Annotated in this window: 21 protein-coding genes; 9 read left to right on the forward strand and 12 right to left on the reverse strand. The window is 66.7% G+C overall.

Annotation, left to right across the window (positions count from 1 at the left end):
• From AvAM_RS08915 to AvAM_RS08950, 8 genes are all read left to right on the forward strand, one after another.
• Positions 1-873 carry an ABC transporter permease gene (locus AvAM_RS08915; RefSeq protein WP_137746721.1) on the forward strand — a complete coding sequence of 291 codons (873 nt, stop codon included), beginning with the start codon at positions 1-3 and terminating at the stop codon, positions 871-873.
• 35 nt (positions 874-908) lie between these two features.
• Positions 909-1940, forward strand: a complete 1032-nt coding sequence (locus tag AvAM_RS08920; protein WP_137746722.1) for an ABC transporter ATP-binding protein — start codon at positions 909-911, stop codon at positions 1938-1940.
• Positions 1937-2839, forward strand: a complete 903-nt coding sequence (locus tag AvAM_RS08925; protein ID WP_137746723.1) for an ATP-binding cassette domain-containing protein — start codon at positions 1937-1939, stop codon at positions 2837-2839. The genes AvAM_RS08920 and AvAM_RS08925 overlap by 4 nt, the downstream gene beginning before the upstream one ends.
• A 105-nt stretch (positions 2840-2944) precedes the next feature.
• Positions 2945-4435: an ABC transporter substrate-binding protein gene (locus tag AvAM_RS08930; protein ID WP_137746724.1), complete on the forward strand. Its 1491-nt coding sequence runs from the start codon at positions 2945-2947 to the stop codon at positions 4433-4435.
• A gap of 259 nt (positions 4436-4694) precedes the next feature.
• Positions 4695-6098, forward strand: coding sequence for an amidase (locus AvAM_RS08935; RefSeq protein WP_137746725.1), 1404 nt, complete (start codon positions 4695-4697; stop codon positions 6096-6098).
• Between the two features lie 158 nt (positions 6099-6256).
• On the forward strand, positions 6257-6865 hold the full coding sequence (locus tag AvAM_RS08940; protein WP_137746726.1) for a hypothetical protein: 609 nt from the start codon (positions 6257-6259) through the stop codon (positions 6863-6865).
• 20 nt (positions 6866-6885) lie between these two features.
• Complete coding sequence (locus tag AvAM_RS08945; protein WP_137746727.1) at positions 6886-8253, forward strand: tetratricopeptide repeat protein; 1368 nt, start codon at positions 6886-6888, stop codon at positions 8251-8253.
• Entirely contained in the window at positions 8246-8932 is a 687-nt protein-coding gene (locus tag AvAM_RS08950; protein ID WP_137746728.1) for a HEAT repeat domain-containing protein, read from the forward strand. Before AvAM_RS08945 ends, AvAM_RS08950 begins: the two co-directional genes overlap by 8 nt.
• Before the next feature lie 81 nt (positions 8933-9013).
• Here the strand turns inward: AvAM_RS08950 and AvAM_RS08955 are convergent, their stop codons facing one another.
• The 8 genes from AvAM_RS08955 to AvAM_RS08990 form a co-directional block, all read right to left on the reverse strand.
• A complete protein-coding gene (locus AvAM_RS08955) occupies positions 9014-9685 on the reverse strand; it encodes a histidine phosphatase family protein (RefSeq protein WP_137746729.1) in 672 nt (223 codons plus the stop codon).
• 272 nt (positions 9686-9957) lie between these two features.
• Positions 9958-10188 carry a hypothetical protein gene (locus AvAM_RS08960; RefSeq protein ID WP_137746730.1) on the reverse strand — a complete coding sequence of 77 codons (231 nt, stop codon included), beginning with the start codon at positions 10186-10188 and terminating at the stop codon, positions 9958-9960.
• A gap of 83 nt (positions 10189-10271) precedes the next feature.
• Positions 10272-11126, reverse strand: a complete 855-nt coding sequence (locus tag AvAM_RS08965; protein WP_137746731.1) for a DUF429 domain-containing protein — start codon at positions 11124-11126, stop codon at positions 10272-10274.
• Entirely contained in the window at positions 11123-12004 is an 882-nt protein-coding gene (locus tag AvAM_RS08970; protein WP_137746732.1) for a DMT family transporter, read from the reverse strand. The genes AvAM_RS08965 and AvAM_RS08970 overlap by 4 nt, the downstream gene beginning before the upstream one ends.
• A gap of 206 nt (positions 12005-12210) precedes the next feature.
• Positions 12211-12633 (reverse strand): BLUF domain-containing protein, encoded by a 423-nt coding sequence (locus AvAM_RS08975; RefSeq protein ID WP_063459884.1) that lies wholly within the window; start codon positions 12631-12633, stop codon positions 12211-12213.
• A 3-nt stretch (positions 12634-12636) separates the two neighbouring features.
• A complete protein-coding gene (gene folE, locus AvAM_RS08980; protein ID WP_137746733.1) occupies positions 12637-13365 on the reverse strand; it encodes a GTP cyclohydrolase I in 729 nt (242 codons plus the stop codon).
• A 215-nt stretch (positions 13366-13580) separates the two neighbouring features.
• Positions 13581-14819 (reverse strand): cardiolipin synthase ClsB, encoded by a 1239-nt coding sequence (gene clsB, locus AvAM_RS08985; RefSeq protein WP_171012178.1) that lies wholly within the window; start codon positions 14817-14819, stop codon positions 13581-13583.
• A 4-nt stretch (positions 14820-14823) separates the two neighbouring features.
• Positions 14824-15561 (reverse strand): endonuclease/exonuclease/phosphatase family protein, encoded by a 738-nt coding sequence (locus AvAM_RS08990; protein WP_137746734.1) that lies wholly within the window; start codon positions 15559-15561, stop codon positions 14824-14826.
• 354 nt (positions 15562-15915) lie between these two features.
• Here AvAM_RS08990 and AvAM_RS08995 point away from each other — a divergent pair, with 354 nt between their 5' ends.
• Complete coding sequence (locus AvAM_RS08995) at positions 15916-17694, forward strand: response regulator (protein ID WP_137746735.1); 1779 nt, start codon at positions 15916-15918, stop codon at positions 17692-17694.
• 43 nt (positions 17695-17737) lie between these two features.
• Here the strand turns inward: AvAM_RS08995 and hpaH are convergent, their stop codons facing one another.
• The 4 genes from hpaH to AvAM_RS09015 all read right to left on the reverse strand — a co-directional run bounded on the left by hpaH (position 17738) and on the right by AvAM_RS09015 (position 21576).
• A complete protein-coding gene (hpaH, locus tag AvAM_RS09000; RefSeq protein ID WP_137746736.1) occupies positions 17738-18553 on the reverse strand; it encodes a 2-oxo-hept-4-ene-1,7-dioate hydratase in 816 nt (271 codons plus the stop codon).
• Positions 18554-18701: 148 nt separating this feature from the next.
• Complete coding sequence (locus tag AvAM_RS09005; protein ID WP_137746737.1) at positions 18702-19700, reverse strand: Bug family tripartite tricarboxylate transporter substrate binding protein; 999 nt, start codon at positions 19698-19700, stop codon at positions 18702-18704.
• Between the two features lie 32 nt (positions 19701-19732).
• Positions 19733-20680: a fumarylacetoacetate hydrolase family protein gene (locus AvAM_RS09010; RefSeq protein WP_137746738.1), complete on the reverse strand. Its 948-nt coding sequence runs from the start codon at positions 20678-20680 to the stop codon at positions 19733-19735.
• On the reverse strand, positions 20677-21576 hold the full coding sequence (locus tag AvAM_RS09015) for an extradiol ring-cleavage dioxygenase (RefSeq protein ID WP_137746739.1): 900 nt from the start codon (positions 21574-21576) through the stop codon (positions 20677-20679). The genes AvAM_RS09010 and AvAM_RS09015 overlap by 4 nt, the downstream gene beginning before the upstream one ends.
• Positions 21577-21578: the final 2 nt, after the last annotated feature.

The raw sequence follows: 21578 nt of genomic DNA on the forward strand, positions 1-21578 counted from the left end.
ATGAGCGCTGCCATTCCTTCTTCAACGCCTTCCTCCGCCCCTGGCTGGCTGCACCGCGCGTTGCGCCACCGCAGCTTTGTCATTGGCGCCGTGCTATCGCTTCTGCTGATCCTTGCGGCGACACTGTCGCTGGTCTGGACGCCCTGGTCTCCTTACGAAATGGACCTGGCGTCCAAACTGCAACCGCCCACAGGCACGCACTGGCTGGGCACCGATGCCTTCGGGCGCGATGTGGCCTCGCTGCTGCTGGTTGGGGCGCGCAACTCCATTCTGGTCGGCGTCATTGCGGTGGGCATTGGCCTCACCATCGGCACGGCGCTGGGCCTGCTGGCGGCTGCCAAACGCGGCTGGGTGGAAGAACTCATCATGCGGCTGGCGGACTTCACATTTGCCTTTCCCGCCATCCTTTCGGCCATCATGATGACGGCGGTGTTTGGTGCGGGCATCGTCAACTCCATCATCGCCATCGGCATCTTCAACATCCCGACGTTTGCACGCGTGACCCGAGCCTCGGCCAACGCCGTGTGGTCGCGCGAATACATCATGGCCTCGCGCGCCTGCGGCAAAGGCAGCTGGCGCATCACGCTGGAGCATGTGCTGCCCAACATCCTGTCGGTGCTCATCGTGCAAGCCACCATCCAGTTCGCCATCGCCATCCTGGCCGAGGCCGCCCTGTCGTACCTGGGCCTGGGCACCCAGCCGCCCCAGCCCTCCTGGGGCCGCATGCTCAGCGAGGCACAGACCTTGATGTTCCAGGCCCCGCTGCTGGCCGTGTGGCCCGGCGTGGCCATCGCCATGGCGGTGCTGGGCCTGAATCTCCTGGGCGACGGCCTGCGCGATTTGCTGGATCCCCGCCTTTCCCGCAAGCGCTGAACGGCCACATAAAAACGATACGCCAAGAGCCCACGATGTCCCTGTTAGAAGTCTCCAACCTCCGCATCCGCCTGCAGACGCACCGGGGCCCAGCCGATGCCGTGCGCGGCGTGAGCTTTTCGCTGGCGCGCGGTGAAACCCTGGGCCTGATTGGCGAATCGGGCTGTGGCAAATCCATCACCGCCATGTCGCTCATGGGCCTGCTGCCCGACAGCGCTCAGGTCACGGGCAGCATCCGTTTTGACGGGCAAGAGCTGGTGGGCCGCACCGATGCGCAGATGTGCAAGATGCGCGGCAACCGCATTGGCATGGTGTTCCAGGAGCCCATGACGGCCCTCAACCCCGTGCACACCATTGGCCGCCAGGTGGCCGAGCCCCTGCGCCTGCACCGGGGCATGGACGCCGCCAGCGCCCGCAAGGAGGCCATCGCGCTGCTGGACCGCGTGGGCATTCCCAACGCGGCGCAGCGCATCGACGCCTATCCACACCAGTTCTCGGGCGGACAACGCCAGCGCATCACCATCGCCATGGCGCTGGCCTGCAGTCCCGACCTGCTGATTGCCGACGAGCCCACCACGGCGCTGGATGTGACCATCCAGCAGCAGATCCTGGACCTCATCAGCGACCTGGTGGCCGAGCGCAATATGGCCATGATCCTGATCTCGCACGACCTGGGCGTGATCTCGCAGAACGTGGACCGCATGATGGTGATGTACGGCGGCAGCGTGGTCGAAAGCGGCTCTACCGCGTCCGTCTTCTCGGCCATGGCGCACCCCTACACGCGGGGCCTGTTTGCGGCGCGCCCTCACCTGGGCGCCGTGCATGCGCCCGGCCAGCGCCCGCGCCTGTCCACCATCCCCGGCACCGTGCCCGAACTGGTGGACCTGCCCGCAGGCTGCCCCTTTGCGGGCCGCTGTAGCTACACCATCGACGCCTGCCACCACGAACCCCCGCCGACCATCGTGGTGGCTACCGATGCCGATGGCGACCACGCCGTGCGCTGCCTGCGCCGCGAAGCCATTGCAGAAGCGCACGGCGCGCTACAGGGCGCGGAGGTGGCGGCATGAGCGGCACTATCACTACGAAAAACAACGCCAACAACAACAACAGCCCCCTGCTGCAGGTGAAAGACCTGGTGCGCGAATACACGCTGCCGCGCGAGCACCTGTTCCGCCCGCCAGGCACGGTGCAGGCCCTCAATGGCGTGAGCTTTTCCATCGCCGCCGGGCGCAGCCTGGGCGTGGTGGGCGAATCGGGCTCGGGCAAATCCACCCTGGCACGCCTGGTGATGGCGCTGGATGCGCCCACCACCGGCACGGTGGAGCTGCTGGGCCGCAACCTGCACCAGCTGCCCGCCGAGCAACTGCGCCAGGCGCGGCGCGACTTCCAGATGGTGTTCCAGGACCCCTATGGGTCGCTGGACCCGCGCCAGACGGTGGAGCGCATCGTGACCGAGCCGCTGCAGGCGCAGGGCCAGACCACCCGCGCCGAGCAGCGCGAGCAGGCGGCCCAGGTGCTGTCGCAGGTGGGCCTGCGCACCAATGACCTGGGTAAGTACCCGCACGAATTTTCGGGCGGCCAGCGCCAGCGCATTGCGATTGCACGCGCCCTCATCACCCGGCCTCGCCTCATCGTGGCCGACGAACCCGTGAGCGCGCTCGACGTGTCGGTGCAGGCCCAGGTGCTCAACCTGATGCAGGACCTGCAGCAGCAGTTCGGCATCACCTACATGCTCATCAGCCACGACCTCGCGGTGGTCAACCACCTGTGCGACGAGGTGGTGGTGCTGTACCAGGGCCGCATCGTGGAGCGCGGCTCGCCCGCCGAGCTGTTCCGCAATGCGCAGCACCCTTACACGCAATCATTGGTGGGCGCCGTGCCTCAGGTGTTGCCGGGCCGCGCCAGGGCGCGCCGTGCGGCCGCCGCTGCGGCTGCAGCTTCTGCCGCAACGGCGAAAACCGCATAACCACATGCAGGTGTGATGGTGTAAAAAGCTTCTTTCCTCCCCGGTAACAAATTGCACCGGGGTCTTTATGGTTGTTGTCTGGTTTTTTGTCTGGAGAGTCCGAACATGCTGAACCGCCGTACCGTCCTTGCCACTGGCGCGATTGCCGCCGTGCCCCTGTCCACCCCGCTCAGCGCCCTGGCGCAGGGCCGCAAAGATGCGGTGACGCTGGCGATGACGCTGGAGCCCCCAGGCCTGGACCCAACCGCCGGTGCGGCCTCGGCCATCGCCGAGATCGTTCAGTACAACATCTTCGAGACGCTCACCAAAATCAACCCCGACGGCAGCGTGTCGCCCCTGCTGGCCGAAAGCTGGGAGGTCTCGCCCGACCTCAAGACCTACACCTTCAAGCTGCGCCGTGGCGTGAAGTTCCAGAACGGTGAGCCTTTCACCGCCGCGTCGGTGAAGTTCTCGTACGACCGCGCCGGTGGCGAGAAGAGCACCAACAAGGACAAGCGCACCTTTGCTGGCATCACCACCCAGGTGGTGGACGACTACACCGTGGTGCTGCTCAACAAAGAGATCGACCCCGACCTGCTGTTCGTGCTGGGCCAGGCCACCTCCATCATCGTGGAGCCCAAGAGCGCCGACACCAACGCCAACAAGCCTGTGGGCACCGGCCCCTACCAACTGCAGGCATGGAACAAGGGCTCGTCCGTGGTGCTGACCGCCTGGGCCGACTACCGCGACGCCAAGGCCATCAAGATCAAGCGCGCTACCTTCCGCTTCATCTCCGACCCCGCTGCTCAGGTGGCCGCCCTGCTGGCCGGCGACGTGGACGCCTTCCCCCGCGTCACACCGCGCAGCGTGGCGCAGTTCAAGGCCAACCCCAAGTTCCAGGTGGTGGTCAGCGGCTCACGTGCCAAAACCATTCTGGCCATCAACAACGGCAAGAAGCCGCTCGATGACGTGCGCGTGCGCCGCGCCATTGCTGCAGCGGTGGACCGCAAGGCCGTGATCGAAGGCGCAGGCGATGGCTACGGCGCGCCCATTGGCAGCCACTATGTGCCCGGCGCCTTTGGCTATGTGGACACGACCGGCGTGAACCCCTACGACCCCGAGAAGGCCAAGAAGCTGCTGGCCGAGGCCGGCATCAAGACGCCGCTGGAGCTGACCCTGACGCTGCCGCCCACCCCCTACGCCCGCCAGGGTGGCGAGGTGGTGGCCGCCCAGCTGGCCAAGGTCGGCATCATCGCCAAGATCCAGAACGTGGAATGGGCGCAGTGGCTCAGCGGCACCTACGGCAGCAAGAACTACGACCTGACCATCATCAGCCACGTAGAGCCCTTTGACCTGGGCAACTTTGCCAAGCCCGACTACTACTGGGCCTACAACTCGCCCAAGTTCAACGACCTGTTCAACCAGATCAAGAACGCCGCCCGCCCTGCAGACCGCGCCAAGCTGCTGGGCGATGCGCAGCGCCTGCTGGCCGAGGACTCGGTGCACGCCTTCCTGTACTCCAACCAGTGGATCACGGTAGCCAACAAGAACCTCAAGGGCCTGTGGAAAGACATGCCTGTGTTCGTGAACGACATCTCGTCGCTGTCCTGGAGTTGATGGGACACCCCCCTGAGGCCCTACGGGCCTTCCCCCCGCTCTCGCATTGCTGCGCAATGCGGGCAGGGGGACGCAGCCCTCGCTGCGGGGCGGCCCTTGCTCGGCTGCCCGCGCCTGGGCTGCGTCAGTCTCAGGGGCTGCGCGTTCCGCACAGAGCGCTGGAAAACGGAAACACGCGGAAGCCAGATTGCTACCAAAACAATAGCTACCAGCTCTTTACCAATAGGCGGTAGCAGCCTTTTTTACTTTTACCCCCGACATGACTGCCCTGCACGACCTGCCCGCCCACGAACTCCTGGCTGCCTACCGCCAGCGCACGCTGTCCCCCGTGGAGGTCACGCAGGCCGTGCTGGCGCACATCGAGCGCTGGGAGCCCCACATAAAGGCCACCTACCTGCTGCGCCCCGATGCCGCGCTGGAGCAGGCGCGTGCGTCGGAGGCCCGCTGGCTGCGGGGTGAACCCAAGGGGCCGCTGGACGGCGTGCCCAGCACCATCAAGGAGAACATCTCCACGGAAGGCGACCCCACGCCGTTGGGCACCGCCGCTGTCGAGCTGGTGCCTGCCGCAGCCGACGCACCACCCGCCGCCCGCATGCGCGAGGCGGGTGCCGTCATCGTCGCCAAGACCACCATGCCCGACTACGGCATGTTGTCCTCGGGCCTGTCCACCTTCCACCCGCTGTCGCGCAACCCGTGGGATGTGAGCAAGGGCCCCGGCGGCTCCAGCGCTGGTGGTGGCGCGGCGGCCGCAGCGGGCTACGGCCCGCTGCACATCGGCACCGACATCGGTGGCTCGCTGCGCCTGCCCGCCAGCTGGTGCGGCATCTTCAGCCTGAAACCCAGCCTGGGCCGCATTCCGATCGACCCAGCCTACACCGGCCGCGCTGCGGGCCCCATGACCCGCACTGTGGCCGACGCCGCGCTGATGATGCAGGTGCTGAGCCAGCCCGACGCGCGCGACAGCATGAGCCTGCCCGCGCAGGACATCGCCTGGAGCCAGTTCAACAAGGGCGCCGAACGCCTGCGCGGTCTGCGCATTGGCCTGCTGCTGGATGCCGGTTGCGGCCTGAGCGTGGAGCCCGAGGTGAAAGCCGCCGTCGAACACGCCGCCCGCCTGATGGAACGCGCAGGCGCCACCATCGTGCCCATGGCACCGTTCATGACGCAGGCCATGCTCGACGGCATGGACCACTTCTGGCGCATGCGTTCGCACATCGACCTGCAGGCCCTGCCCGCCGCGCGGCGCGACAAGGTGCTGCCCTATATCCGCACCTGGGCCGAGAGCGCTGCGGGCATGAGCGGTACTGAAGTCTTCAACGCCAGCCACCAGTTCCACCTGACCCGGGTGAACACGGTCAAGGCCTGCAGCGCGTTCGACTACGTGATCTCGCCCGTGGCACCCAACGTGGCCTTCCAGGCCGAGCTGCCATCGCCCACCAACGACCCGCTGCGCCCGCTGGAGCACATCGGCTTCACCGTGCCGTTCAACATGTCCGAGCAGCCTGCCGCCTCGGTCAACTGCGGCTACACCCGCGCGGGCTTGCCCATTGGCCTGCAGATTGCAGGCGCCCGTTTTGACGACCTGGGGGTGCTGCAGGTGGCGCACGCCTTCGAGCTGATCCGCGAGCCCCAGCGGGCATGGCCCCAGCCGCCTGCGGCTTGAGGGTGTAAGTAAATCCGCCAACCCGCGAGGTCGAGAAAGCCTGCAAGGAGGTTGTTGGTAACCTTGGGGTTTTGTTGGCAGCCGCAGCCCCTTGGGGAGCGCGGCGCAGCCAGCCCCGCCACAGACCGACAACCCCTGCACACCAGCAGCCCCACCGCATGGACATCCTCATCCTGGCGATCCTGATCGCCTCTGGCACCTACATGCTCAACGCCAAGGAGCAGCGCAAACGCATCGCGCTCCTGGGCAGCCACCTGGCCAACTACCAGATCGAAAAGCTCATGGAAGCCCTGACCGACGGCTACCTGCGCGCCCTGGGCGAAAGCACCGACGAGCGCCGCCAGCAGATCTGGAGCCTGCTGAGCACCACCGAATCGCAGCTCACCGAACAGTTCAGCCGCTTTGCCGCCGACTTCGCGCAAATCAACGAAGCCGACGCGCGGGTCAGCCGCCTCTCCATCGCCCTGCCCTTTGCCGAAAAGCTGCTGCCCGCCGCCACCTTCGACATGCGCAAGGCCCTGGCCGTGCACGCGCGTGGCATTGCGCACGTGGTGCAGAACACCGGCCACCTGGCCCCCAAGGACCGCGCCTACATGATGACCGCCGAGCTGTTCCTCATGCAGCACACCTGCCACTGGTTCTGCAAATCCAAGACCATTGCCACCGCCCGCATGCTGGCCCGGCACCAGACGCCACACGAACAGCTGGTGGCCTCGGTGTCGCCTGAAACCCGCAAGGCCTATATGGCCCTCATCCAGGGCGGCTGACCCCGCCCCCATAAAGCCCCATGCCATCCTCCACGCACACCCGCACGACCGATAGCCTGGGCAACCCCCTCACGCTGCACGACCCGGCCAGCGCGGCCGCCGTGAATGACTTTGTGGAAGGTTTCATCGCCTGCGAAGCCCGCGCGGTGAATGTGCTGAACGCAGCGGCAGACACCAGCCCCATCGTCCAGGCCAGCTGCGCGGCGCTGCACATGTTTGCCGAGTCGGCCGATGCCCCGCGCAACGCCCGCCCCTTCATCGACCAGGCCCTCGCCCACGCCGCAGAGGCGACGGAGCGCGAACAACGTTTTGTGGCCGCCGTCGCCGCCTGGGTAGATGGCGACCTGCCCCGCGCCATTGCGCTGCACGAAGAGCAAGCCCGCCTGCACCCGCGCGACCTCGCCTCCCTCAAGCTCGGCCAATACCATTTGTTCAACCAGGGCGACTCGCCCGGCATGCTGCGCCTGGCGCTGCAGGCCCTGCCCGCAGCGGCCGAGGTGCCCTACCTGCACGGCATGCTCGCCTTTGGCTGGGAGCAATGCCACCGCCTGCCAGAGGCCGAAAGTGCTGCACGCTACGCCATCACCCTGTGCCGCAAAGAGCCCTGGGCCCACCACGCCCTGGCACACGTCATGCTGACCCAGGGCCGCATCCGCGAAGGCGCCGACTTCATGGCCAGCGTGAGCGACACCTGGACAGACCTGAACTCCTTCATGGTCACGCACAACTGGTGGCACCAGGCGCTGTTCCTGCTGGAACAAGACCGGCACGCCGAGGTGCTGGCGCTCTACGACCAGCAGGTGTGGGGCGTGGTCAAGGAATACACCCAGGACCAGATCAACGCCGTGTCCCTGCTCTCCCGGCTGGAGCTGGCAGGCGTGGATGTCGGCGACCGCTGGACCGACGTGGCCGACCACCTGGCGCCGCGCCTAGCCGACCATGTGCTGCCCTTCCTGGACCTGCAATACCTCTACGGCCTGGCCCGCGCCGGGCGCATGGAGGCCGCACGCACGCTGCACAACAACATCGCAGCCCACGCCGCCACCCGCACCGAGTCGCATGAACGCACCGTGTGGCAACAGGTCTGCGTACCCGCCGCTCAGGGGCTGATGGCACACGCGCAGGGCGACTGGGCGGCGGCAGTGGAGAAGCTGGGCGTGGCCCTGCCTCGGCTGGTGGAGATTGGCGGCAGCCATGCGCAACGGGATTTGTTTCACCAGATCTGGCTGGATGCGCTGCAGCGAAACGGGCAGTGGGCGGCGGTGCAGAACGTGTTGCAGCCGATGGTGAATGGGCAGCCGGAGTCGGTGAGGCTAGCGCGGCAGGTGGGGGTGGTGAATAGGGTTTTGGAGTTGTCCGCTGAGCAGCAGGGTGCTGTGTGTGACTGAAGTGCCACAACAAAGCGCTGGCACCCAGCCTCCAACGCCAAGCGATGAACCTGCAATCCGCAGTGAGGTCGCAAAATTTCGTGCATGGGCAGAGCGTTATCCCACGGAGGATCGCTACGGTGAGTGGGAATGCGACTACCCTGGGTGGCCCGAACTCCACTCCGCCTTCATTGACTACATGGATGCAACGCCTACAGCCGAGCTTCAAAGCGAGGTGGTCGCAGACCTTATCTACGCTATCGCCCGGGACAACGAAATCAGCTACCTAGCGTCGCAGTTAGGACAGCGACCAGTACATTTACTCCGACTGCTGCCTCACGTTCTGATCAGCGAGGAGCCCGATGCCCGTTGGCAGATTGCAGCCCAACTCGGCAAGCGTGCGCTCCCAATAGAAACTGCTGAACCCGCCTTGATAAAGCTGGTGGCAGACCAAGATGAGTACGTACGCCGCATCGCACTACAAGCACTGGGGGGCATCGACTCACCGCACACAGAGCACTTCTGTGGTCAGGCATGGGAATCCGGGCACGAGTACCAGCGGATCATGGCGCTATGCGTGCTCCATACCATTGGCTCACGCCAACTTGACCGCTACCTAGCGCTGGCGAGGGACGATGGCCGAGAGTACCTGCGTATGAACGTGGACCGTATCGAGAGAGAGAGCCAAAGGCCCGACTGAGTGACTGCGCAAGCTCCATGGCACGCCAGTACCGCACCAGGGGAGTAAAGCCAGGCTCGCAAGTTCAGTGCGCGCGCCGATTCACCGCACCACCAACTTCGTCTGGTCATACACCGGCTGCTCCGGCAAATCCGCCAGGTGCCGCACATCGGCCCAGTCCAGCACTTCCACCGCCTCGCCACTCACCCGCACCCGGTTGAGCCCTGCGTTGGGGATGTCGCTCTGGCGCGGGCCGTCCAGCCCGGTGCCGCGTGCAGTGCGCCAGATCATGTCGAGTACGCCGCCGTGGGTGACGACCATCACGGTCTGGCCGCTGTGCTGCTGGGCGATGCGGTAGACGGCGTCCATCACGCGGGTGTGGAACTGGCGGGTGGTCTCGCCGCCAGGCATGCCGTAGTCGGCTTCAAAGCGCAGCCACTGGTTCCATGCGTCAGCGTGGTCCTGCTTGACGTCGTCCACGCGCTTGCCGTCTACCACGCCAAAGTTTTGCTCGCGCAGGGCACTGTCGGTGAGGGTGTCGATGCGGGCCTGGGGGAAGAGCACCTGCAGGCTGGGCGTGGCGGTCTGCTGGGTGCGGATGAGGTCGCTGCAGATGAGGTGGTGCACCACGGGGCGCTCTGCGGCCAGGCGCTCGGCCAGGCGGCGGGCCTGTTCGTGGCCAGTGGCATTCAAGGGCACATCCACGTGGCCCTGGAAGCGCAGCTCGCGGTTCCAGTCGGTCTCGCCGTGGCGGATCAGGATGAGTTCGGTCATGCGTGCCATTATCGAATGTACACACACGATTGCAAGGTTTTTTGGCCGCTACCGCGCGTCCAGCAAGCTTTAATAGCTATTGTTTTTATAACAAAACAACGTAGGGACCCTCTGCACGAATCGAGCGGCACGTGTGCACTGCGGATCGGGATGGGCTGCAAGGCGCAAAACGCAGCAATGGCCGTCGCTATTGCGAGTATTTGCAACGCGGCAGGCCGCCCGAGCCCGCAGGTGCACACGGCGCGGTGATTCGTGCAGAGGACCCCTATGCACTACCGCATGGGCACGATGAGCACCTTGCGGCGAGGCTGGCAGCCGGGGCCTTCGTGGGGGGCGCTGTCTTGCTCCCAGCCCGGGCCGGGCGAGGTTTGTGCGCACACACGCTGGCCATCGACCAGGCTGCGCCAGTAGTACCAGGGCGCGGGGGCGGCCTGCACCAGCAGCGGGGCCAGCAAGACAACCAGCGCAAACAGCGCGCACGAAAGGCGGGGGGCGAAAGGCATGGGCAAACAAAGCATCAACGTGTCCCGCCCATGCTATGCCGCCTGCGGTGGGCCGATGCCCGGAAAAGCAGCGGGATCGTCGGTCAGGGCTTGTCCGCCGTGACGATCCAGCCTTCCAGCGGGTCGAGCCCTGGCGGCAGGCCATAGAGTGCGTTGCCCTCAGCGTGGCGCTGCTCGGCCCAGGCGGCTTGCAGCAGGCACAGCACGGCGTCCAGGCTGTCGCCGCTGGCGTCCTGCACCAGCGCGTCGCGCTGGGCGTGGCTGAGCTTGAGGCGCAGGCCCAGGCGGGTCTGACCCAGCTCCAGCGCGTTGACCAGGTCTTTGCGGGCGATGAGGCGGTCGGGCGTTTGCTTGGCGCGGTCATCGCTTTTGTAGCTGCGGCGCTGCAGCACCTCGCGCGCGAGCAGACCGGGGTAGGCCTCCAGCGCCACGCGGCGGGGGTCGCCTGCGTGCAGGCCAGGCAGGTGCACGCCCGCGTCCAGCAGCAGCGGCAGGCCCGCGTGCAGCATGTAGGCCACGGGCGGGTTCACCCATTTCATCGACGGGCTGGAGCCTGCGGGCCCGTCGGTGGCGCGGTGGGCAAACTTGCCGCCCACGGGGCGCGCATCGCAGAACGCCGCAAACTGCGCGCGGATCTGCTCGCGGCTCAGGCTGCGGTAGTGCTGCATGCAGGCATGCCAGTCGGTAGGCCAGCCCAACGCCTGCACCAGCTCGCGCGGCAGGCCAAAGGGCAGGTCAAAGCCGCCCACCCAGTCTCCGGGCTCCGCCAGCCACTGGCCGAATACGGCCAGGGTGTCGAACGGCTGCAGCGCGGTGAGCACCACGCGCGCGCCCTGGCGCTGGCCCAGCGCCAGCACGATGGGTTTGCGCCGCGTGGGGCTGCTGGAGAAATCGCAGCCCAGTAGCTGGAAAGGGGATTGGGGTGCCATGGTGGTCATCCCAAGGCCAGGGCCGTAACGCCCGCCGCAATGCACAGCGCGCCACAGATGCGCGCCACGCGGTCACCCTCGCCCAGCAGGTGCCCGCCGATCAACGCTGCAAACAGCATGGACACCTCGCGCGCGGGAGCCACGTGCGACAGGGGCGCCTGCTGCATGGCGTAAAGCACCAGCACATAGGCCACCGGGCTCACCACCGCCACGGCCAGGGCAAAACGCCACTGGGCCAGCCACAGCGTGCGGGCGGTGGGCAAATCGCGCAGCACCACCGGCGCCAGCAGGCCCACGCGCACAAAGTTGCCCATGTAGTCCACCAGGATGGGCGACATCAGCAAAAACTTGACCGCGTAGCCATCGACCACCGTGTAGCTGGCGATGAACGCACCCGTGAGCAAGCCATACAACATGCCTTTGTGCACCCGCGCCCGCGCGGCAGGGTCGTGCGCGGCGCGAAGCAGGCCCGGGCCGCCCGCGATCAGAAACACGCCCCCGACCACGCCCACGATGCCCAGGGCACCCAGCCCAGAGATCTGCTCGCCCAGCAGCGTGATGGCCACCAGCGACGACAAGAGCGGCCCCGAGCCGCGCGCCAGCGGGTAGACCACCGTGAGGTCCGCCACACGATAGCCGCGCAGCAGGATGACGAAATAAGCCACATGCAGCAGCCCGCTGGCTACGACAAAGCCCCACTCCACCGCACCCCACAGCGGCACCGCGTCGCGCCCCAGGTACCAGCCCAGCGGCGCCCAGACGACCATCATGATCACCGAGGTGAAGAACGCAAACCGCGAGTCCCCCCCAGCCTTCTTGGCCACGATGTTCCAGCACGCATGGATGAGGCCGGCGAGGATGATGAGGGCGAAGGCGGTGAAGGTCACGGGTCAGAAAGAGAGAGGGCTTGAATGCAAAAAGCCGCAGCCCCTGTGGGCTGCGGCTGCGATGACGAGTTCAGGACAACGACGAAAAGTGGGGTGATTGGCGTAGCGAGCGGCCTCAGCCCGGGTGGAGGAACGCAGCCGCACTCCCGTGCGGCGAGTACCGCAGGCCCGGGATCAGGCCGCGCAGTAGCCAAGCGCCCCGCTTTTCAGGCTCTTCCGATGATGGAGGCCGTGGCCATCAGCTCTTCGAGCAGCGCATACGACACCTTGCCCGACACGGCATACGGGTCCAGCTCGGGCTTCTCGGAATACTTGAGCAGGATGGAATGGTTGATCTTGGAGAGGTTCACCTGCCCCATGGTCCAGCCACCAAAGCGGCGCTCGGAGATTTCCTCATAGTGCAGCAGCTCCACGTTCTTGTGGCGCGGGTCTTTCTGGATGTGGCCGTACAGGTCGCTCACGGCGGAGCGGCCGCCTTCGATGGCCTGCAAAAACACGCCGCCGCCATAGCACAGCACCCCGGTGATGCCACAGCCCGGGTTGTGCTGGCGCGACTGCGTCAGGATGGCTTCGATGGCGGCAGGAGAGGTGTCCACCGCGCGGCTGGCATAAAGCAGGCGTACCAACATGGCTTAGTTCTTTCCGGGGATGAGGGACAAAAATTCGCGGCGCAGGGCGCTGTCCTTGAGGAACACGCCGCGCATGACCGAGTTGATCATGCGGCTGTCGTTGTCGCGCACACCGCGCCAGGACATGCAGAAGTGGCTGGCCTCCATGACGATGGCCAGGCCGTCGGGCTGGGTCTTTTCCATGATCAGGTCGGCCAGCTGCACCACAGCTTCTTCCTGGATCTGGGGTCGGCCCATGATCCAGTCCACCAGGCGCGCGTACTTGCTCAAGCCGATCACGTTGGTGTGCTCGTTGGGCATCACGCCGATCCAGATCTTGCCGATCACGGGGCAGAAATGGTGGCTGCAGGCACTGCGCACGGTGAGCGGGCCCACGATCATCAGCTCGTTCAAGTGCTCGGCGTTGGGGAACTCGGTGATGGGCGGCTGCGCGACATAGCGCCCCCTGAACACCTCGTTGAGGTACATCTTGGCCACGCGGCGCGCGGTGTTGTTGGTGTTGTGGTCGCCCTCGGTGTTGATCACCATGCTGTCGAGCACGCCCTGCATCTTGACCTCGACCTCGTCGAGCAGCTTCTCCAGCTCGCCGGGCTCGATGAACTCGGCGATGTTGTCGTTGGCGTGAAAACGCTTGCGGGCGGCGGCCAAGCGTTCGCGGATCTTCACAGAAACGGGCGTGCCTTCATCTTCCGGCGGGGTGGGCGTCATATCGGCGGCAGGTTGGCTGGACATGGCTGGGATCGTAACAGCGAACCACTCTCTGCAGATTTCAAGGGTTTTAGGCCCTCTCCGCCTGCTGCATATACCTTGATAGCTATATTTTTTATAGCATTATCAGGATGCAGGGCGCTGCGCACCATACATGGCCCAGTCGGCGGGCGCGGCCCAGGCCAGGGCCACCGACCAAGGGCCACACCCGCAGCAAGGCTGCTCACGGGGTGTCTTCATCAATACCGGTTGCCAGTCACCCACAGCGCCAGCCGCATCAGGCCGAACGCGATGCGGTCAAGCACGCGCTGGCGCAGCGGGCGGCCTGCGTAGCGTGCCGGGTCCATGCGACGGCCCGCGTGCTGCATGGCGTGCACCAGGCGCTGGCGCAGGTCGGTGGCAAAGGCACCGTCTTCCACCACCACATTGGCCTCGCGCGCCAGCAGCAGACTCAGGGGGTCGAGGTTGGACGAGCCCACCGTGGCCCAGGGCCGCTCGCCTTGCGCGTCGATCACGGCCACCTTGGCGTGCAGGAAGCTGGGCGCGTATTCATAGATCTCGACCCCCGCCGCCAGCAGCGCGCCATACACCGGCCGCGCCGCGTGGTACTGCATGAAATACTCATAGCGCCCCTGCAGCAGCAGGCGCACGCGCACGCCCCGGCGCGCGGCCATCACCAGCGCACGGCGCAGCTTGCCGCCGGGCATGAAGTAGGCGTTGGCAATGATGATCTCGTGCCGTGCGTTGCCAATGGCGCGGCGGTAGGCTTTCTCGATGCGGCTGCGGTTGCGCACGTTGTCGCGCAGCACCAGCGCAGCGCGCATGGGCGGACCCGCGTTGCCATCGAGCCGCGCCGCGTGGCTGGCAGCGCTGGCAGCACGCAATGCCTGCAACGCCTCGGGCAGACGGCGCAGGCGCGCATCGCGCACGGCCTGCATGCGCCACCAGAGCTGGTCCATGGTGTCGCTGGCGGCCTCCACCAGGCTGCCCGTGGCACGCACCGCAAAGTCAAAACGGGGAGCATCGAGCGTGCCGTGGTTGGGGTCGTGAAAATCGTCCAGCACATTGATGCCGCCGCAAAACAGCAGGCGGCCATCGACCACACACAGCTTGCGGTGCAGGCGCCGCCAGCGGTGCGGCAGCAGCAGGCCCAGGGGCCCGAGCGGCGAATACACGCTGTATTGCACCCCGGCGGCCAGCAGCCGCGCTGCCCAGGCCTCGGGCAGTGCCCCGGTGCCCACACCGTCCACCACCAGCTGGGTGCGCACACCCCGCTGCGCTGCACGCATCAGTGCCTCGGCCACGGCCGCACCCGAGCCGGTGAAATCGAAGATGTAGGTCTCGAACTGGATGTCCGACAGCGCGGCGTCCATGGCCTCGGTCAGGGCCGGGAACAGTTCCTCGGCCCCCTGCAGCAGGCGCACCCGGTGGTCGTCGGAAAACTCCGCGCCACGGACCAGAGGTGGTTTTTTCTTCACGCGTTCACAGCCGGAACTCGGCGATCAGCGGCAGGTGGTCGGACATGCGCCACCAGATGCGGCCGCGCGGCACATGCAGCGACAGGGGCGTGAGGCCCCGCGCATACACATGGTCCAGCTGGGTCAGGGGCAGCCGCGCGGGGTAGGTGAAGGCGCGTGGTTCCTCGAACTCGTAGAGCGAAAACCCGGCCAGCATGCGCTTGAGCTGCTGCCCCCAGTCGTTGAAGTCGCCCGCCACCACCAGCGGCGCGCCAGGCGGCACCTCGCGGTCGATGAAGCCCTGCAGGCGCTCGATCTGCCGCACACGGCTGCCGGGGATGAGCCCCAGGTGAACCACGATCACGTGCACATTGCGGCCATGGGCGTTGACCTCGACATGCAGCAGGCCGCGCTGCTCGAAGCGGTGGTCGGAGATGTCCTCGTGCTGGTGCCCGATCACGGGCCAGCGCGTGAGCAACGCGTTGCCGTGCTCGCCATGTTTGGTGATGGCGTTGGTGCGGTACACAGCCTCATAGCCTTCGGGCGCCAGGAACTCGGCCTGCGGCACGTCGGGCCAGCGCTGGAAGTAGGCCGCCTCGCGCCGGTGCAGCTTGCGCACCTCCTGCAGGCAGACGATGTCGGCATCGAGCTGCTCGACCGCCAGGCCGAGGTTGTGGATCTCCAGCCGCCGCGCGGGGCCGATGCCTTGCACACCCTTGTGGATGTTGTAGGTGGCTACCCGCAGGATGTCGTCGTGTTGCATGGTCCTAGAAACGGTAGTTGAACGCACTCACCAGTGCCGTGATCGGCGCGCCAGGCAAGGCGCGAGGACGCAGCGGGCCCATGCCCGCAAGGAGGAGCAACGCTGCATGGCGCGGCGAGCGCGGTGCTGGCGAGTGTGTAGCGTGCCCACTCGACAGGCGAACGTCAACGAAGCAGCGAAAGTCAGTATCCATCGGGCTCTCTTGAAAATGGCAAGCGGTCAACTGCCGTTTCTAGGACTTGGGATTGTGTCGCAAGCTAGATTGGCAGCGGGTTTGCCCGACGCCCGCTGGGTACCATGGGCCAGTACACTGGGGCCGTCTCATTCACACCACACACAGGCCAGCTCAGCCCCATGGCCACCGAGAACCGACAACCCGTTCCCCCGCAGGTTCAGGCCCTGATTGTGGACAGCAATGCCACTTCACGCAGCATCCTGGTGGGGCAATTGCGCGAGTACGGCGTGTCCCGCATCGTGCAGTGCTCGCGTGTGCAGGACGCACGCAGTAGGCTGGAGCACACGGTGTTCGACTATGTGCTGTGCGACCAGTTTTTTGGCGATGCCAATTACTCGGGCCAGACCCTGCTGGACGACCTGCGGCGTGCCCAGCTGCTGCCGTTTTCCACCGTGTTTTTCATGGTCACGGCCGAGGCCTCGTATGCCGCCGTGGCCGAGGCGGCCGAATCGGCGCTGGATGGCTACCTGCTCAAACCCTTCACACCCAGCGCGCTGTTCGAGCGCCTGAGTCTGGCGCGCCTGCGCAAGGTGCACCTCAAGCCCATCTTTGACGCCATCGAGGCCGAGGACTTCGAGCAGGCCGCTGCGCTGTGCGTGGAACGCTTTGAAGCGCGCAAGCCCTATTGGCTGTATGCCGCGCGCATTGGCTCGGAGCTGCTGCTGCGCCTGGGCCGACACGACGAGGCACGCACGCTGTTCGAGGCCGTGATCGCTGCACGCGCCCTGCCCTGGGCCAAGCTGGGCGTGGCCCGTGCGCAGATCGAGTCGGGCCAGGCAGCGCGCGCCATCACCACCTTGCAGGAGCTGATCGGCGAAGACGCCTCGTTTGCCGATGCCTACGACGTGCTCGGCCGCGCGCAGGTGGAGCTGGGCAACTTCGCGCAGGCCATCGAAACCTACCGAACCGCCAGCACCCTCACGCCCGACTCGGTGGTGCGGCTGCAGAAACTGGGGATGATGTCGTACTACATGGGCGACCGCGAGACTGCCACCAAGGTGCTGGCCCGGGCCGTGATCCTGGGGATCGACTCCAAGCTGTTCGACTACCAGTCGCTGGTGCTGCTGACCTTTGCCTACTACGCCGACAACGACCGCAAGGGCATCGAGCGCTGCATGGCCGACTTTGTCCGCATCATGGAGCGCCACTCTGACAGCGCACGCATCCGCCGTTTTTCCGAGGTAGCGCGGGCGCTGCAACTGATACAGCAGCGGCAGTTTTCGCAGGCGGTGGAGTCGGTGCGCGCCATGGCGCGCGAGATCGGCACCGCCAGCTTTGACTTCGAAGCGGCCTGTAACCTGGGCAGCCTGCTTGCGGTGCTGGCCGTCACGTCCATCGAATTGTCCGAAGGCGAAAGCTGGGTGCGCGCCCTGGGCATGCGCTACGCCAACACACGCGGGCTGACCGAACTGATGGCCAACGCCTGCAGCCTGCACGAGCCCTACGGCGTGCTGGTGCGCGACTGCCTGCAGCAGGTCAACAAGGCCGCCGAAGTCGCCATGGCACAGAGTCTGGCGGGCGACCCCGCAGGCGCCGTGCAGAACCTGCTGCAGCAGGCCAACACCAGTCTGAACTCCAAGCTGTTGGACCTGTCGCAGCAGGTGCTGTTGCGGCACGGCGCACGCATCGCATCGCCCGAACCGCTGCAGGAGGCCATTGATGCACTGCGCCTGCGCATTGGCAACGCCCCGGCGCGCGCCATCTTGGGGCAGGACAACGAGCGGCGCCCCGGGGGGGTGGTCATCCGCTCACGCAATGCCGTGGAAGGCACCTCTGCGGCCGCTGCCGCACCTGCCGCGCCTGCCACAGACGACAGTGCCAACGGCAGTGATGGCGCAGGGGAGCCCGATGGCGCCGGGCCCGAAAGCGCGGCGGACAAGCTCCGGCTGCGCCCCTGAGCACACACCGATCTCCGCGTGCGGCGCACGCAGACCATTCCAGTCACACAAACCGGAACGCGATGTTGCCGAGCGGCCCGTAGTCCGCATGGAAGGTGTCGCCCGCAACCGCCGCCACGGGCCGCGTGAACGAGCCCCCCAGCACCACCTCGCCTGCTGCCAGGCCCTCGCCATACGGAGCGAGCTTGTTGGCCAGCCAGGCCACGCCCGTGGCCGGGTGGTTGAGCACGGCGGCCGCCAGGCCCGACTCCTCGATCACGCCATTCTTGTAGAGCAGTGCGCCGCACCAGCGCAGGTCCACCGCATCGGGCCGCACGGGGCGCCCGCCGGTGACGATGCCGGCATTGGCCGCGTTGTCCGAGATGGTGTCGAAAACCTTGCGCATCACGCCCGTGTGGCGGTCGTGCTGCTCGATGCGCGCGTCGATGATCTCGATGGCGGGCACCACGTACTCGGTGGCGGCCAGCACGTCGAAAATGTTCACCGGCGGGCGCCCCGGATCGCCGCGCAGCGGCTTGTTGAGCACAAAGGCCAGCTCCACCTCCACGCGCGGCAGGATGAAACGCTGCATGGGAATGTCGCCGCCCTCGGCGAAGAACATGTCGTCGAGCAGGGTGCCGAAGTCGGGCTCGGTGATCTGGCTGGCCACCTGCATGGCGCGCGAGGTCAGGCCGATCTTGTGGCCACGCACAGTGCGGCCCTCAGCGATCTTCATCGCCACCCAGGCGCGCGAGATGGCATAGCCGTCCTGCACGGTCATGCCGGGGTGGCGCTTGGAGAAATGCTCCACCTGCACACGGGTCTTTTCGGCCTGGTGCAGCTCGCTGGCGAGTTGCTGGATCAGTGCGTCATCAAACATCTGTTGTTCTCTCTTCAAGGTTGTGCACCGTGGCAACCGCGCGAAGACTGGCGCGACCGAGGCCAGTGGCCGCCGCGCAAGGGCCGCCCTGCCGCGCTGGCCGCGTCCCCCTTGAGGGGGAAGGCGCGAAGCGACTCAGGGGGTGTCTTCAAGACTCTGCGGTAAAGCCAATGGCCTTCACGATGGGACCCCACTTGTCCCCATCGGCCTTGAGCAGCGCCGCCAGCTCGGCCGGTGTGGACGAACGCGCCTCCAGCCCCATGGCCGCCAGCCCGGCGACCACGTCCTTGTCGGCCAGCGCCGTGCGGATGGCGGCGTTGGCCTTTTGCACCACCTCGGCCGGGGCCTTGCCCGGAAGGAAAAAACCGAACCACTCGCCATAGACCATGTCCTGCAAACCCTGTTCGACCAGAGTGCTGACGCCCGGCACGAACTTGTTGCGCGTGGCACCTGAGGTGGCGAGCACACGCAGCTTGCCGCCAGACAGGTGGGGCAAGAACTCGCCCACCGGGGCCGACACGGCCGCGATCTGCCCACCCAGCAGGTCCAGGATGGCGGGCTGCGAGCCACGGAAGCCCACATGGCGCATGTCCACCTTGCCCGCGCGGCTGATCAACTCGCCCACAAAGTGCGGCACCGAGCCCGGCGCAGGCGAGCCAAAGTTGGCGCCCGTGGGGTGGGCCTTGCACCACTCCAGAAACTCGGGCACGGTCTTCACCGATGCCGGCACCTGCGGGCCCACCGCAAAGCCCATGTCGAACACCACGCCCAGCGAGACAGGGGTCACGTCAGCCACGGGGTCGTAGGGCAGCTTCTTGTAGGTGTGGGGGTAGATGCCCAGCATGGACATGGGCGTGACCAGCCAGGTGGCGCCGTCTGCGGGCACGCCCTTGAGCGTGGTGATGGCGATCTGCCCGCCCGCGCCGGTCTTGTTCTCGACCACGGCGGACTTGGCATAGCCGCCCGTGATCTGGGTCGCCACGCGCCGCGCCAGCGTGTCCACCGTGCCACCCGCAGCAAAGCCCGCCAGGATCTTCACGGTATCCAGCGCCTGGGCCTGGGCCATGAAGGGCATGCTGCTGGCCGTTCCGGCCAGGGCCCATTGCAGGATGTCGCGGCGAGAGAGGGTGAGGGAAGGCTTGGTCATGGGATGTCTCCTGTGCTGGTTGTTGATCACTGTCACTGCTTCTTCGCGGCCTGCCGGTAGTTGGCCTTGAGGTGCTCGGGCACGCGCTCGTCAAAGCCGCAGGCCACGCGCCGCACCTCGGGGCTGTCGGTGGGCTGGTGGCCCACGCCCAGGGCCGAGGCGCGAGGTGCGTCGATCGCAACCACCGTGCCGGCCAGACGGCCCAGGCCGGTGATCTCGCACTCCACCCGATCGCCCGGGTCCACCGAGCGGGAGTGGCAGGGCGTGCCCATGAGGATCACATCGCCCGGCACCAGGGTGATGTGGCGTGCGATGTCGGCCACCACGTAGTGCGGGCCCCAGATGGTCTCGTCGCCGATGTGCGCCTCCTGCACCACCAGGCCGTTGCGGTAGGTGCGAAGCGTCTGCGCGAACAGGTTGACGCCGCGCACGATACCCGGGCCGATGGGCAAGAGCGTGTCCGCCCCCTTCACGCGCAGCATGCTGCCCTGGTCGGTGTCGCGGTAGTTCTGCAGGCCCATGTCGAGTGCCGGGCAAAAGCCCTCGATGTAGTCCCAGGCCTCGTCGGGCAGCACGTTGCGGCAGGTCTTGCCGATCACCACGGCGTACTCGCCCTCGTAGTTCAGGTACTGGCTGTCGGCGGGCTTGTGGATCTCGCAGCCATGGCCGTTGACCGAAGTCGGCGGCTTGGTGAAGTAGGTCGGCGTCTCGGTGGGCTTGGGCTGGTTGCGTGTCTCGAAGCTGCGCGAGCTGTACGAGATGTGCACAGCGATGACCTTGCTGGGCGAGACCGGCGGCAGGTGCTGCACCGTGGCCGGGTCGAGCACGCGGCCATCGTCCAGGCGCAACTGCCCCTGCTGCGCGCCTTCTTCCACCAGGGTGCCCCAACAGGCGCTGCCGCCCACCAGCACGCGGCGGCGCTCCACGCGCGGGCCGCGCATCACGGCGGGCAACTCGGTGATCGGGAATTCGAAGTTCATGCCGCCACCTCTGCCTTGTGGGCCGCTTCTTCGCCATCGAACCACATGTGCACATTGCCCGTGCCGCGGGCGTTCTCGTAGGCCGACAGGGCCACGCCGCGCGCACGGCAGTCGGCCCCGCCCATGGCACCCAGCATCTGCAGGTAGTGGGCGCCGAAGGCCTCCCAAGGCATCTTGCGGTACTCGTCCTGCCAGCGGTCGAGCACCATATCGTGCCGGCCCTGCTCCATGAGGGCGATGGCGCCCTTGTCGCTCACGATGTTCTCGGGGCGCGAGACATTGCTCTCGTGGAAGATGCGCGGGTGGTTGGGCTTCCAGTCGATGGGGTTGAACTTGTGGCTCAACGCACCCGAGGCCAGCAGCAGCACGCGCAGGTCGCTGCGGCGCACGGCCTCGGCAATCGCTTCGCCCGATTTCAGGAAGTGGCGCCAGTCGCAGTTCTGGCACGAGCTCACGGTGACCACCGGCGTATCGCTGCGCTCCAGGCGCAGGTGCTTGACCAGGTTGATGGTGGCGTACTGCTTGCCCAGGTCGGGGTGGTTGATGACGCGGTTGTAGCCCTTCTGCTCGCGCGATGCGGCCTCGATGGCCAGGGCCAGATCAGGGTGGCCCCGGTAGTCGTAAGGCACGCCATGCAGGTACCAGGGCATTTCATCCGAGATGTAGGTCCCCTCATAGCGCGCAGCGCCGTCCACCAAGTGGTAGCCGGTGGTGAACCAGTGCGAGTCGAAGATGATGGCCACGTCGGGCCGGGCCGCGGCGATCTTCTCGCGCAGGCGGGCGTAGCCGGGGATAAGGTCCGAGTCGGCCCCCGCGCCCTGCAGCACGCGGAACTCCTCGCACTGCATCAGGCCGGGGTGGTGCGAGACGATGGCGGCGCCAACGATGCTTCCCATGG

Source organism: Acidovorax sp. NB1, from assembly GCF_005405905.1.
Taxonomy (GTDB): Bacteria; Pseudomonadota; Gammaproteobacteria; order Burkholderiales; family Burkholderiaceae_C; genus Acidovorax.